Raw genomic sequence first — 13,472 nt, forward strand, 5'->3', positions numbered from 1 at the left:
AAGGGGGCAGCGCCACGCTGTCGTCATCGCTAGCCTGACGGGCGGCCCCATGCCAGAATCGGGGGCTGATCTGGACACCGAGCCGCTCGGCACAGGGCGGCTGCAAAGAGAAGAGGACACCATGCCCGAGTACCGTTCCCGCACCACCACCGCCGGCCGCAACATGGCCGGCGCCCGCGCCCTGTGGCGCGCCACCGGCATGAAGGATGACGACTTCCACAAGCCGATCATCGCCGTGGCCAACTCCTTCACCCAGTTCGTGCCCGGCCACGTGCACCTGAAGGACATGGGGCAGCTGGTGGCCCGCGAGATCGAGAAGGCCGGCGGGGTGGCCAAGGAGTTCAACACCATCGCCGTGGACGACGGCATCGCCATGGGCCACGACGGCATGCTCTATTCGCTGCCGAGCCGCGACCTGATCGCCGACAGCGTCGAGTACATGGTCAACGCTCACTGCGCCGACGCCCTGGTCTGTATCTCCAACTGCGACAAGATCACCCCCGGGATGCTCAACGCCGCCATGCGCCTGAACATTCCGGTGATCTTCGTCTCCGGCGGGCCCATGGAGGCGGGCAAGACCAAGCTGCTCGACCACGGCCTCGACCTGGTGGACGCCATGGTGATGGCCGCCGACGACAGCGTCGACGACGAGACCCTGGCCGAGGTGGAGCGCAGCGCCTGCCCCACCTGCGGCAGCTGCTCCGGCATGTTCACCGCCAACTCCATGAACTGCCTGATGGAAGCCCTGGGCCTGGCGCTGCCCGGCAACGGCACCGTGGTGGCCACCCATGCCGATCGTCGCCGTCTCTTCGAGAATGCCGGCCATCGCATCGTCGAGCTGGCCAAGCGCGTCTACGAGGGCGACGAGGCGCATCTGCTACCCCGGGCCATCGGCTCCAAGGCGGCCTTCAAGAACGCCATGACCCTGGATATCGCCATGGGCGGTTCCACCAACACCATCCTGCACCTGCTGGCCGCCGCCCAGGAGGCCGAGGTCGACTTCACCATGGAGGATATCGACCGTCTGTCGCGGGAGGTGCCGCAGCTCTGCAAGGTGGCCCCCAATACCCAGAAGTACCATATCGAGGACGTGCATCGCGCCGGCGGCATCATGGCGATCCTCGGCGAGCTCGATCGCGCCGGGGTGCTGGATACCCGAGTGCCCACCGTCTACGGCGACTCCCTGAAGGCCGCCCTGGATGAGTGGGACATCATGCGCAACCCCAGCCCCGAGGTGGTGGAGTTCTACAAGGCGGGCCCCGGCGGCGTGCCCACCCAGGTGGCCTTCTCCCAGGCGGCCCGCTGGCCGAGCCTCGACGGCGACCGCGCCACCGGCTGCATCCGCGACCTGGAGCACGCCTTCTCCCGGGAGGGAGGCCTGGCCGTGCTCAAGGGCAATATCGCCCTGGACGGCTGCGTGGTGAAGACCGCCGGCGTCGACGACTCCATCCTGGTCTTCGAGGGCACCGCCCACGTGGTGGAGTCCCAGGACCAGGCGGTGGCCGACATCCTCGAGGGCAAGGTGAAGGAGGGCGACGTCGTCGTCATCCGCTACGAAGGGCCCAAGGGCGGGCCGGGCATGCAGGAGATGCTCTACCCGACCTCCTACCTGAAGTCCAAGGGGCTCGGCAAGGCGTGTGCGCTGCTCACCGACGGGCGCTTCTCCGGTGGCACCTCCGGGCTCTCCATCGGCCACGTCTCCCCCGAGGCGGCCGCCGGCGGCGCCATCGGCCTGGTGGAGCAGGGGGACATCATCCAGATCGATATCCCCAACCGCACCATCAACGTCAAGCTCAGCGACGAGACGCTTGCCGAGCGCCGCGCGGCCATGGAGGCGAAAGGCGCTGACGCCTGGAAGCCCGCCGCGCCGCGGCCGCGCAAGGTGACGCCGGCGCTCAAGGCCTACGCCATGCTCGCCACCTCCGCCGACAAGGGCGCGGTGCGCGACCTCTCCAAGCTCGATTGACTCTGACTGAGCTCGACCGGCTGAGTCCGGCCGAGCTCACGCGTCGAGGGCGAGCCACTGCTGTGCATGAGCCGAATGGGACTACCATTCGGCTCATTTCGTGAGCCTGGCCGATATGTTGCCCGACTCGAGGTCGGCCCCCGCCTACCAGAAGCCGGTGCCGCTGTCGCGCTGGGCGAGCAGCTTGTCCCGGGCGATAAAGAGCGCGGCGATGGCCCGGGCCTCGTGGAAGTCCTCCCGGGCGAGCAGGGCGGGCAGCTCGAAGAGCCCGTGGGTCTCGACGATCAGCGGTTCGGGCTCGTCGCCGGGCAGGCGCCTGGGGTAGAGGTCGGTGGCCAGCAGCACCTGCATGCGGTGGCGCATGTAGTTGGGGGCCAGCGACAGCTCCACCAGCGGTTCGATGCTGTGGGCGCCGAAGCCGCACTCCTCCATCAGCTCGCGGTTGGCGGCGGTGACGATATCCTCGCCGGGATCCACCAGCCCCTTGGGCAGGGTCAGCACATAGTCCTCGAAGCCCGCCGCATATTCTCGGATCAGCAGCACATGCTCCGGGTCGGGCATGGCGACGATCATCACCGCGCCGCTGTCGCTGCCGGTCAGTCGTTCGAAGGTGCGCTCTTCGCCGTTGGAGAAGCGCAGGTCCAGGGACTCGACGTGAAACAGGCGGCTTCTGGCCACCGACTGGCGGGCAAGGACCTCGGGCTTCTGCGGCCAGTGCGAATCGGGCCTCGGGGGGGTAGACATGGTCGCTCCGTTTCTGGGGGTGAGGGCGCCTGCTACAATACCACCCCCTGCAAGCCACCACCCGGGAATCCCGATGATCGACTGGCGCGCCATCGATACCGTCCTGCTCGACATGGACGGCACCCTGCTGGATCTGCACTTCGACAGCCACTTCTGGCTGGAGCACCTGCCCCGGCGCTACGTGGAGCTGCACCAGCTCGACGAGGCCACCCAGGAGGTGGTGCGTTCCAAGGTGCTCCACGAGCAGGGCACCCTCAACTGGTACAGCCTGGCCTACTGGAGCCGGGAGCTCGACCTGGATATCGTCGCCCTCAAGCGCGAGGTGCAGCACCTGATCGGCCTGCGCAGCGACGCCCTCGACTTCCTCAAGTGGCTCCGGCAGGCCCACCCGCGGGTGGTGCTGGCCACCAACGCCGACCGGGAGAGCCTCGAGCTCAAGCTGCCGCTGACCGGCCTCGAGGAGTACCTGGACGTCATCGTCTCCTCGGCGGATCTCGGCGTGCCCAAGGAGGTCCAGGCGTTCTGGCCCGCCCTCCAGGCGGTGGAGCCCTTCGACCCGGCCCGGACCCTCTTCATCGATGACAACCCTCGGGTGCTCGCCAGCGCTCGGGAGTTCGGCATCCGCCATCTGCTGGGGATCAAGCAGCCCGACAGCACCCGCCCCGAGCGGGAGCTCGAGGAGTTCGTGGCCCTGGATCGCTTCGCGGCCATCCTGCCCGGCAACCTGCCGCCTGGGCAGGGGCCCGGGGCGCCGAACAAGGGCGCCCAGGGAGGTGGTCATGGCCAGGGAGGTGGTCATGGATAGCGTCAGGCTCGACAAGTGGCTCTGGGCGGCGCGCTTCTTCAAGACCCGGGGCCTCGCCAAGAAGGCCATCGAGGGTGGCAAGGTGCACTACAACGGCGCCCGGGCCAAGACCAGCAAGACCGTCGAGCTGGGAGCACTGATTCGCGTGCCCCAGGGGTGGGACATTCTCGAGGTGGAGGTGGTGGCGCTCTCCGATCAGCGCCGCGGCGCCCCCGAGGCCCGTGCCCTCTACCGGGAAACCGAGGAGAGCGCGACGCGCCGCGAGCGCGAGGCCGAGGCGAGGCGCCTCACCAATCAGGCCATGCAGCACCCCCTCAAGCGCCCCGACAAGAAGCAGCGGCGGGATATCCAGCGTTTCCAGCGTCGGCAGTCCGACGACTAGCCTGCCTGCCGACGACCAACAGAGAGTGATGATGAGCGATCAGATCCAGCGTTTTCTCTTCGACAATACCAACGTGCGCGGCGAGCTCGTGACCCTCGAGCGGGCCTATGCCGAGGTGCTCGACCGCCATGACTATCCGCCGGTGGTCAATCGCCTGCTGGGCGAGCTGCTCGCCGCGGTGGCGCTGCTCACCGATACGGTCAAGCTCGACGGCACCCTGAGCATCGAGGTGCGCGGCAGCGGCGCCCTGTCGCTGCTGATGGCCGAGTCCAATCCCGGCGGCGAGCTGCGCGCCATCGCCCGCCTGGCCGAGGACGCCCCCATGCCGGCCGACGATGCGGGTTTCCTCGAGCTGCTCGGCGAGGGGCGGATCATGATCACCCTGGACCCCCGGGAGGGGCACCGCTACCAGGGCATCGTGGCCCTAGACCACGACACCCTGGCCGGCTGCCTGGCCGCCTACTTCGTGCAGTCCGAGCAGCTGCCTACCCGGCTGTGGCTGGCCGCTGACGGGGTGCGTGCCGGCGGCCTGCTGCTGCAGCGCATGCCCGACGAGTCCCAGAACCAGGACCACGACGCCTGGGATCGCACCGTGGTCCTGGCCGAGACGGTCAAGGAGGAGGAGCTGCTGGCGCTCGGGCCCGAGGCGCTGCTGCACCGCCTCTACCACGAGGAGACGGTACGGATCTTCGACCCCAAGGCGCTGCGCTTCGGCTGCACCTGCTCCCGGGAGCGCATCGCCGGCTCCCTGGTCACCCTGGGAGAGGCCGAACTGCGCCAGGTGCTGGCCGAGCACGGCAGCATCGATACCCAGTGCCACTTCTGCCACACCTGCTACCACTTCACAGAGGCCGATGTGGAGGCGCTGTTGGCCGGTGACGATACCCCGCCCCCGGTCCTGCACTGAAACAGACGCTTGATTTGCTGCGCCGCACCATCAACGTGTAGTGAACGGTCTTCATGTTGTAGAAAAACTACATGATTTTCGCCTAAAAACGGCGTTCCCCGCGGCGGCGCTTTTTGACATAATGGCGCCGCTTTTTTCGGCTCGATCGCCTCGCCAGAAGACGGGATACCCGCAGCGGCGATCGATGGCAGGCATCCGCTGCGTCGCTAACGGCGCCCGGCACACGAGAGAGAATCGGCCGCAAGGCCCAGGAACCGACATGACCACAACCCAAGCTCCCAAAGCCCACGTCAACCTCAGCAGCGCCGAGCTCATCGAGCGTGCGGTGGCCACCGGCGAGGGCCGCCTGGCTGCCAACGGGGCCCTGGTGGTGAACACCGGTGAGCGTACCGGCCGTTCTCCCAAGGACCGCTTCATCGTCGATGAGCCGTCCACCAGCGGCCAGATCGACTGGGGCAGCGTGAACCGCCCCTTCGACGCCGAGAAGTTCAGCGCCCTCTGGGGCCGCGTCGAGGACTACCTGCTGGGTCGTGAGCATTATGTGTCGGAGCTCCACGTGGGCAGCGACCCGACCTACTACCTGCCGGTGCGCGTGCAGACCGAGACCGCCTGGCAGAACCTGTTCGGCCGCACCATGTTCGTTCGCCCGGAGGCCTACAACCCCTCCGCCAAGGATGAGTGGACCATCATCAACGCCGCCGGCTTCCAGTGCGACCCGGCCCGCGATGGCACCAACTCCGACGGCACCGTGATCATCAACTTCGCCGAGCGCAAGGTGCTGATCGCCGGCATGCGTTACGCCGGCGAGATGAAGAAGGCGATGTTCTCCGTCCAGAACTTCCTGCTGCCCGCCGCCGACGTGCTGCCCATGCACTGCTCCGCCAACGTGGGCGAGGATGGCGAGACCTGCCTCTTCTTCGGCCTCTCCGGCACCGGCAAGACCACTCTCTCCGCCGACCAGGCCCGCTACCTCATCGGTGACGACGAGCACGCCTGGGGCCCGGGCACCGTCTTCAACATCGAGGGCGGCTGCTACGCCAAGTGCATCGACCTCTCCGAGAAGAACGAGCCGGTCATCTGGAACGCCATCAAGTTCGGCACCGTGCTGGAGAACGTGGTCCTCGACGACCGTCGCGAGCCGGATTACGCCGACGACAGCCTGACCCAGAACTCCCGTGCCGCCTACCCGCTGGAGCACGTCGAGAAGCGCGTCCCCGAGAACCGCGCCGGTGAGCCCAACGCCATCGTCTTCCTGACCTGCGACATGAGCGGCGTGCTGCCCCCGGTCTCCGTGCTCTCCAAGGAGGCCGCGGCCTACCACTTCCTCTCCGGCTATACCGCCAAGGTGGGCTCCACCGAGATGGGCTCCGCCGAGGGTCTCTCCTCCACCTTCTCCACCTGCTTCGGCGCTCCCTTCTTCCCGCGCCCGGCCCGCGAGTACGCGGACCTGCTGATCAAGCGCGTGGCCGAGAAGGACGCCCAGGTCTACCTGGTCAACACCGGCTGGACCGGTGGTTCCTACGGTGAAGGCGGCTCGCGCTTCTCCATCCCGACCACCCGCGCCATCATCAGCGCCATCCAGACCGGCGTGCTGCGCGAAGTCGAGACCAAGCGCATCGACGGCCTCAACCTGGAAGTGCCGGTAGCCGTGCCGGGCGTGGACTCCAGCCTGCTCGACCCGCGCGAGACCTGGGAAGACAAGGACGCCTACGACCGCAAGCGCCAGGACCTGGCCGAGCAGTTCGTCGACAACTTCAAGAAGTTCGACGGCGTCAGCGAAGCGATCGTCAAGGCGGGCCCCAGCCTTACCTGATCGCGCCGCCCGGGCCCCTGCGGGGCCCTCGGCTCGCATGAAAGAACCCGGCACCGCCTTGGCGGTGCCGGGTTCTTTCGTATGCCGGGTGGCCTGAAACCTCCATGTAGGAGCCGGATTCATCCGGCGATCGGGCTCACGACATCGCCGACGTGTCGGACCACCGATAAATCGGGCTCCTACGAGGTGGGTGGTCCGCAATTATTTCCGGCGATTGGGGGCTCACCCCTTCAGGTCGGGGAAGTCCTCCTCCCGGAACTCCAGCGCCCCGCGCTCGTCGCTGGCCTTCTGCGCCTCGGCCTGGCGCAGCTCCACCCGGCGGATCTTGCCCGAGATGGTCTTGGGCAGGTCGGCGAACTCCAGGCGGCGGATGCGCTTGTAGGGGGCCAGCCGCTCCCGGGCAAAGGCGAGGATGTCCCGGGCGAGCTCGGCGCTGGGCTCATGGCCGGCGGCGGGGATGATATAGGCCTTGGGCACCGAGGTGCGCACCGGATCGGGGCTCGGCACGATGGCCGCCTCGCCCACCGCAGGATGCTCGATCAGCACGCTCTCCAGCTCGAAGGGGCTGATGCGGTAGTCGGAGGCCTTGAAGACATCGTCGGCCCGGCCCACGTAGGTGATATAGCCCTGCTCATCCACGCTGGCCACGTCGCCGGTGCGGTAGTAGCCCCCCTGCATGGCCGCCGCGGTGCGCTCCGGGTCGTTGGCATAGCCCACCATCAGCCCCGCCGGTCGCGCCTCGCCCAGGGCCAGGGCCACTTCCCCTTCGCTTGCCGGCTGGTCCTCGGCGTTAAGCATCACCACCCGATAGCCGGGCAGGGGACGTCCCATAGAGCCCGCCTTGAGGGGCTGGCCCGGGGAGTTGCCGATCTGGGCGGTGGTCTCGGTCTGGCCGAAGCCGTCCCGGATGGTGAGGCCCCAGGCCCGGCGCACCTGCTCGATCACCTCGGGGTTGAGGGGCTCGCCGGCGGCCACTGCCTCGCGCAGGGCGACCCGGTGGGCGGCGAGATCCTGCTGGATCAGCAGTCGCCACACCGTGGGCGGCGCGCAGAGGGTGGTGATCGCGTAGTCCGTCAGCACCTTCAGCAGGGCGGCGGCGTCGAAGCGCGCATAGTTGTAGAGGAAGACGCAGGCGCCGGCGTTCCAGGGGGCGAAGAAGCAGCTCCAGGCGTGCTTGGCCCAGCCCGGCGAGCTGATATTGAGGTGGCGATCCCCCTTCTGCAGGCCGATCCAGTAGAGGGTGGAGAGGTGGCCCACCGGGTAGGACTGGTGGGTATGGGTGACCAGCTTGGGCCTTGAGGTGGTGCCCGAGGTGAAGTAGAGCAGCATGGGGTCGTCGGCGGGGGTCGGCCCGTCCGGAGTGAAGGCGTCGCTTTCGCCGTGGGAGTCGGCGAAGTCGTGCCACCCCTCGGCGGCGCCCCCCACGGCGATGCGCGTCAGGGCGTCCTCGCGGCCGGCAAACTTCTCCAGGTGCTCATGGCCGATCACCAGGTGCTTGACCTGGCCGCGGCTGATGCGGTCCTCGAGGTCTTCGGGGGTCAGCAGGGTGGTGGCGGGAATGATCACCGCGCCCAGCTTGATGGCGGCGAGCATCACCTCCCACAGGGGCACCTCGTTGCCCAGCATCAGCAGCACCCGGTCGCCGCGGGCCACGCCCAGGGCGCGCAGCCAGTTGGCGACCTGGTTGGAGCGCCGGGACATCTCGGCGAAGCTCAATCGCGCCTCCCGGCCATCCTCCTCGACGATCCACAGCGCCGGGGCGTCGTTGTTCCGGGCCATGACGTCGAAGTAGTCCAGCGCCCAGTTGAACTCGGTAAAGGTGGGCCAGCGGAAGTCGCGGTAGGCGGTGTCGTAGTCTTCGCGGTGGGCCTGCAGGAAGTCCCGGGCGGCGAGGAAGCGCTCCAGCGCCGGTGAGCTCGACGGTGTTGGCATGTTCCATCCCTTCTTGTTGTTGGTTGGCGGTGCGAAAGGTGATGAGGGTGAAACTCTAGCCAGATTTCGGCGCGCCTGTCCAAGACCCGAGCAAGCGCTTGGACTAAAGTTGCCTGCCGCCGGCGGCCCCTCTGCGGGGGCCGCCGCGCGTGGCTCGCCCCGGCGTTTGTGATACCTTGTCGCGATCGTTTTTCGAGCATCAGTGAAGGGGTTACATGGACGCCACCAACCGCATCATCTCGCGCCTCGCCGAGGAGCTTTCCGTACGTCCGGAGCAGGTCACGGCCACGGTGGAGCTGCTCGACGGCGGGGCCACCGTGCCCTTCATCGCCCGCTACCGCAAGGAGGTGACCGGCGGCCTCGATGACACCCAGCTGCGCGCGCTCCACGAGCGCCTGGGCTACCTGCGCGAGCTGGAGGAGCGGCGCGCCGCGGTGCTCGCCGCCATCGAGGAGCAGGGCAAGCTCACCGCCGAGCTCGAGGGGCTGATCCGGGCCGCCGACACCAAGCAGCGCCTGGAAGACCTCTACCTGCCCTACAAGAAGAAGCGCCGCACCAAGGCCCAGATCGCTCGCGAGGCGGGCCTCGAGCCCCTGGCCGATGCCCTGCTGGCCGACCCGACCCTGGACCCGGAAACCGAGGCGGCCCGCTATCTTCGTCCCGCGGAAGGTGACATCCCCGCGGTGGAGGACGCCAAGGCGGCCCTGGACGGCGCCCGCCAGATCCTGATGGAGCGCTTCGCCGAGGACGCCGAGCTGGTGGGCAGCCTGCGCGAGCGGCTCTGGCAGGAGGGCGAGCTCAGCGCCCGGGTGATTCCCGGCAAGGAGGGGGAGGGCGCCAAGTTCTCCGACTACTTCGAGCACGACGAGAAGCTCGCCAGGACGCCGTCGCACCGGGCGCTCGCCATGTTCCGCGGCCGCAACGAAGGGGTGCTGACCCTGGCCATCAAGCTGCCCGGCGAGGACGAGGCACCGCTCCATCCGGCCCAGGTGGCCATCGCCCGCCACTTTTCGATCCGCGACGAGGGCCGCGCCGCCGACAAGTGGCTGCGCGACGTGGTGCGCTGGACCTGGCGGGTCAAGCTCTACACCCACCTGGAGACCGAGCTGCTGGGCCGCCTGCGCGAGTCCGCGGAGCTCGCCGCCATCGAGGTGTTCGCCGCCAACCTCAAAGACCTGCTGCTGGCCGCCCCGGCGGGGCAGAAGGCGACGCTCGCCATCGACCCGGGCCTGCGCACCGGCTGCAAGGTGGCGGTGGTAGATGCCACCGGCCAGTTCCTGGCCCACGCCACCATCTACCCCCATGCGCCCCGCAACGCCTGGGACGCCTCGCTGGCCGAGCTCGCCCGCCTCGTCGAGGCGCACGACGTGGCGCTGATCGCCGTGGGCAACGGCACCGCCAGCCGCGAGACCGACCGCCTGGCCGGCGACCTGGTCAAGGCCTTTGCGGGTAAACGTCAGCTCGCCAAGGTGATGGTCAGCGAGGCGGGGGCCTCGGTCTACTCCGCCTCCGAATACGCCTCCCGGGAGCTGCCGGACCTCGACGTCACCATCCGCGGCGCCGTCTCCATCGCCCGGCGCCTGCAGGACCCGCTGGCCGAGCTGGTTAAGATCGAGCCCAAGTCCATCGGCGTGGGCCAGTACCAGCACGACGTCTCCCAGGTGCAGCTCTCGAGAAGCCTGGAGGCGGTGATCGAGGACTGCGTGAACGCCGTGGGGGTGGATCTCAACACCGCCTCCAGCGCCCTGCTCTCCCGGGTGGCCGGGCTCTCCCCGGCGCTGGCCGAGGCGGTCGTCGCGCGGCGCAACGCCGAGGGGCCCTTCGCCAGCCGCAAGGAGCTGCTGGAGGTGAGCCGGCTAGGCCCCAAGACCTTCGAGCAGTGCGCCGGCTTCCTGCGCATCATGAACGGCGCCAACCCCCTGGACGCCAGCGCCGTCCACCCCGAGGCCTACCCCCTGGTGGAGCGTATCGCCGAGAGGAGCGGGCGTCCGCTGGCCAGCCTGATCGGCGACAGCGCCACCCTGAAGGCGCTCAGGCCCGCCGATTTCGCCGACGAGCGCTTCGGGGTGCCCACCGTCACCGATATTCTCAAGGAGCTGGACAAGCCGGGCCGCGACCCGCGCCCGGAGTTCAAGGCCGCCGAGTTCCGCGAGGGGGTCGAGACCCTCAAGGATCTCGAGCCCGGCATGGTGCTGGAGGGCAGCGTCACCAACGTCACCCACTTCGGCGCCTTCGTGGATATCGGCGTCCACCAGGATGGCCTGGTGCATATCTCGGCGCTCTCCCACACCTTCGTCGAGGACCCGCGCAGCGTGGTCAAGGCCGGCGATATCGTCAAGGTCAAGGTGATGAGCGTCGATATTCCCCGGGCGCGCATCGGTCTCTCCATGCGTCTGGACGACCAGCCGGGGGAGGAGGGCGAGGCGCCCCGCCGCGGCGGCGAGCGCCAGGCCCGGGGTGGCAAGCCCCCCCGCAAGGGTGGCGGCCAGGGCAGTGGTCAGCGTGGCGCAGGCGGCCAGGAGGCCCCCGTGGGCGCGCTGGGCGCGGCTCTGCTCAAGGCCAGGAAGGGGCGCTGATGCTCTTCGACCTTTGAATAAGTGCCCTCGGGCACCATAATCTGCTTCCTTTACGGGCGCCTCGGGCGCCCCTATCACCGAGCGAGGCGCCGGCGGCGTCTTCCACCACAAGGGGTGTTACCTTGTCCGACTCACTCGCCACCCTCATCACGCGCCTCGAAGGCGCCGCCCGTCAGGGGCAGTTCAGCCGCCTGCGCCGCGGCCTCGAGAAGGAGGGGCTGCGCGTCGACGGCGCGGGGCGCATCGCCCAGACCCCGCACCCGGCGGCGCTGGGCTCCAAGCTGACCCACCCGCATATCACCACCGACTACTCCGAGGCGCTGCTGGAGTACATCACGCCGGTCTACTGCCGGCCCGCCGATGCCATGGCGTTTCTCGGCGACCTGCACCGCTTCACCTACCGCTATCTGGGCGACGAGCTGATCTGGCCGGCCAGCATGCCCTCAAGGCTTGCCGGTAACGACAGCATCCCCATCGCCGACTACGGCCCCTCCAACGTGGGCACCATGAAGCGGGTCTACCGCCAGGGCCTGGACGTGCGCTACGGGCGGATCATGCAGGCCATCGCCGGGGTGCACTACAACGTCTCGCTGCCCGACGATCTCTGGGCGCTGCTGCGCCTGATCGACGGCGCCGAAGCGACGCCGATGAACGACTACCGCTCGGCGCGCTACTTCGGCCTGATCCGCAACTTCCGCCGCCACAGCTGGCTGCTGCTCTATCTCTTCGGCGCCTCCCCGGCCCTGGATCGTAGCTTCCTGCCGGATGGCCGGGTGCCCGACAAGCTCGAGCCCCACGGCGAGGAGACCCTGGTCTCCCGCTACGCTACCAGCCTGCGCATGTCGGACCTGGGCTACCAGAACAAGGTGCAGGAGCAGCTCAAGATCTGCTTCAATTCCCTCTCCAACTATGTGAATACGCTGCGTCACGCCATCTCTACCCCCTGGCCCGCCTACCAGGCGAAGGGCGTGCAGGAAGGCGGCGAGTGGCGTCAGCTCAACGCCAATATCCTGCAGATCGAGAACGAGTACTACAGCGATATTCGCCCCAAGCGGGTCGCCCGCCACGACGAGACGCCGAGCCAGGCCCTGGAGGCCCGGGGAGTGGAGTACATCGAGGTGCGCTGCCTGGACCTCAACCCGCTGCTCCCCTTCGGCGTGGACGAGACCCAGATCCGCTTCGTGGACGCCTTCGTGATGTGGTGCCTGCTCAGCGAGAGCCCCTGGATCCCCGACGCCGAGTGCGAGAGCCTCGACGACAACCGTCGCCGGGTGGTGGAGCGCGGCCGGGACCCCGAGCTCAGGCTCTGCGACGGCAACCGCGGGCGCAGCGTAGCGGACTGGGGCGGCGAGATCCTGGCCGAGATGGGCCGGGTGGCCGAGCTCCTCGACCGCCTGGAGGAGGGCGCGCCCCACGCCGCCGCCGTGGCCGCCATGGCCCCGCGCCTGGCGGATCCCGCCCTGACCCCCTCCGGTCAGCTGCTGGCCCGGCTCGAGGAGAGCGGCGAGGAGTTCAGCGACGTCATGCTGGCCATCGCTCGGGAGCAGGCGGAGCGGCTGCGCGCCGAGCCCATGGACCCGGCCCGGGAGGCGCTCTTCCACGAGCTGGTGGCGACCTCGCAGCGCCAGCAGGCGGAGATCGAGGCCGGCGACGGCTGCTCCTTCGACGACTTCCTGGCCGACTACTTCGAGCGCGCCCGGGAGTCGCGTCTCGCCGGCCTCGCCGCGGCGGAGCGGGCGCCATGAGGACGCATCTCGCGCGCCTCGGAGTGCGCCACTGGAGCCTTGCAGGCCTCGCCTTCTGCGTGCTGATGATGGCCGTGGCCCTGGGGCTCGAGCATATCGCCGGCCTCGAGCCCTGCCCGCTCTGCATCTTCCAGCGGGTGGCGGTGCTTTCGGCCGCCGCGGTCTTCGCGGTGGCGGCGATCCACAACCCCGAAGGGCGAGTCGGGGCGGGCCTCTACGGCGTTCTGGGCCTGGCCGCGGTGGCCGGCGGCATCGGGGTGGCAGGCCGACACCTCTGGCTGCAGTCGCTGCCCCCGGAGGAGGTGCCGAGCTGCGGGCCGGGGCTCGACTACATGATGGAGCTGCTGCCCTGGCGTGACGTGGTGGCCATGGTGCTCTCCGGCTCCGGCGAGTGTGCCGAGATCGATTTCCTGTTCCTCGGCATCTCCCTGCCGGGCTGGACCCTGATCGGCTTTGTGGTGCTGGCACTCGCGCCGCTAGGCATCCTGCTCTCGGCCTTTCGCGAGCGGGGCTGAACGCTCCTCCCCCGGGGATTGACACCGTCGGCGCCAGGGGCGAGTCTGGTCTCCCGGCCGGGGCGTCCTGAGCGCCTGGCCTTGGAT

General features: G+C 68.9%; 10 protein-coding genes. 8 read left to right on the forward strand and 2 right to left on the reverse strand.

What is annotated here, in order from left to right:
* Positions 1–121: 121 nt before the first annotated feature.
* Positions 122–1,966, forward strand: coding sequence for a dihydroxy-acid dehydratase (gene ilvD / locus NHL60_RS05835; RefSeq protein WP_253450108.1), 1,845 nt, complete (start codon positions 122–124; stop codon positions 1,964–1,966).
* A gap of 144 nt (positions 1,967–2,110) precedes the next feature.
* Here the strand turns inward: ilvD and nudE are convergent, their stop codons facing one another.
* Positions 2,111–2,710 carry an ADP compounds hydrolase NudE gene (gene nudE, locus NHL60_RS05840; RefSeq protein ID WP_253450111.1) on the reverse strand — a complete coding sequence of 200 codons (600 nt, stop codon included), beginning with the start codon at positions 2,708–2,710 and terminating at the stop codon, positions 2,111–2,113.
* Between the two features lie 73 nt (positions 2,711–2,783).
* Here nudE and yrfG point away from each other — a divergent pair, with 73 nt between their 5' ends.
* The 4 genes from yrfG (at position 2,784) to NHL60_RS05860 (ending at position 6,617) form a co-directional block, all read left to right on the forward strand.
* Positions 2,784–3,515 carry a GMP/IMP nucleotidase gene (gene yrfG / locus NHL60_RS05845; RefSeq protein WP_253450114.1) on the forward strand — a complete coding sequence of 244 codons (732 nt, stop codon included), beginning with the start codon at positions 2,784–2,786 and terminating at the stop codon, positions 3,513–3,515.
* Positions 3,508–3,897, forward strand: coding sequence for a ribosome-associated heat shock protein Hsp15 (gene hslR, locus NHL60_RS05850; protein ID WP_253452030.1), 390 nt, complete (start codon positions 3,508–3,510; stop codon positions 3,895–3,897). The genes yrfG and hslR overlap by 8 nt, the downstream gene beginning before the upstream one ends.
* A gap of 31 nt (positions 3,898–3,928) precedes the next feature.
* Positions 3,929–4,804 carry an Hsp33 family molecular chaperone HslO gene (hslO, locus tag NHL60_RS05855; RefSeq protein WP_253450117.1) on the forward strand — a complete coding sequence of 292 codons (876 nt, stop codon included), beginning with the start codon at positions 3,929–3,931 and terminating at the stop codon, positions 4,802–4,804.
* Between the two features lie 259 nt (positions 4,805–5,063).
* Entirely contained in the window at positions 5,064–6,617 is a 1,554-nt protein-coding gene (locus NHL60_RS05860; protein WP_253450120.1) for a phosphoenolpyruvate carboxykinase, read from the forward strand.
* A 222-nt stretch (positions 6,618–6,839) separates the two neighbouring features.
* Here NHL60_RS05860 and NHL60_RS05865 read toward each other — a convergent pair whose 3' ends face one another.
* Positions 6,840–8,549, reverse strand: a complete 1,710-nt coding sequence (locus NHL60_RS05865) for an AMP-binding protein (RefSeq protein WP_253450121.1) — start codon at positions 8,547–8,549, stop codon at positions 6,840–6,842.
* A gap of 215 nt (positions 8,550–8,764) precedes the next feature.
* Here NHL60_RS05865 and NHL60_RS05870 point away from each other — a divergent pair, with 215 nt between their 5' ends.
* The 3 genes from NHL60_RS05870 (at position 8,765) to NHL60_RS05880 (ending at position 13,385) form a co-directional block, all read left to right on the forward strand.
* Entirely contained in the window at positions 8,765–11,125 is a 2,361-nt protein-coding gene (locus NHL60_RS05870; RefSeq protein ID WP_253450124.1) for a Tex family protein, read from the forward strand.
* A 122-nt stretch (positions 11,126–11,247) separates the two neighbouring features.
* The gene (gene gshA / locus NHL60_RS05875; protein WP_253450127.1) at positions 11,248–12,870 is read left to right on the forward strand and encodes a glutamate--cysteine ligase; all 1,623 of its coding nucleotides are present in this window, start codon (positions 11,248–11,250) and stop codon (positions 12,868–12,870) included.
* A complete protein-coding gene (locus NHL60_RS05880) occupies positions 12,867–13,385 on the forward strand; it encodes a disulfide bond formation protein B (RefSeq protein WP_253450129.1) in 519 nt (172 codons plus the stop codon). Before gshA ends, NHL60_RS05880 begins: the two co-directional genes overlap by 4 nt.
* Positions 13,386–13,472 lie beyond the last annotated feature (87 nt).

This window comes from Halomonas sp. Y3 (assembly GCF_024137965.1).
GTDB lineage: Bacteria > Pseudomonadota > Gammaproteobacteria > Pseudomonadales > Halomonadaceae > Halomonas > Halomonas mongoliensis.

Excerpts from the sequence above, each read along its gene's own strand:
- ilvD (WP_253450108.1), top strand. The coding sequence starts at position 122 with ATGCCCGAGTACCGTTCCCGCACCACCACCGCCGGCCGCAACATGGCC.
- nudE (WP_253450111.1), bottom strand. The coding sequence starts at position 2,710 with ATGTCTACCCCCCCGAGGCCCGATTCGCACTGGCCGCAGAAGCCCGAG.
- yrfG (WP_253450114.1), top strand. The coding sequence starts at position 2,784 with ATGATCGACTGGCGCGCCATCGATACCGTCCTGCTCGACATGGACGGC.
- hslR (WP_253452030.1), top strand. The coding sequence starts at position 3,508 with ATGGATAGCGTCAGGCTCGACAAGTGGCTCTGGGCGGCGCGCTTCTTC.
- hslO (WP_253450117.1), top strand. The coding sequence starts at position 3,929 with ATGAGCGATCAGATCCAGCGTTTTCTCTTCGACAATACCAACGTGCGC.
- NHL60_RS05860 (WP_253450120.1), top strand. The coding sequence starts at position 5,064 with ATGACCACAACCCAAGCTCCCAAAGCCCACGTCAACCTCAGCAGCGCC.
- NHL60_RS05865 (WP_253450121.1), bottom strand. The coding sequence starts at position 8,549 with ATGCCAACACCGTCGAGCTCACCGGCGCTGGAGCGCTTCCTCGCCGCC.
- NHL60_RS05870 (WP_253450124.1), top strand. The coding sequence starts at position 8,765 with ATGGACGCCACCAACCGCATCATCTCGCGCCTCGCCGAGGAGCTTTCC.
- NHL60_RS05880 (WP_253450129.1), top strand. The coding sequence starts at position 12,867 with ATGAGGACGCATCTCGCGCGCCTCGGAGTGCGCCACTGGAGCCTTGCA.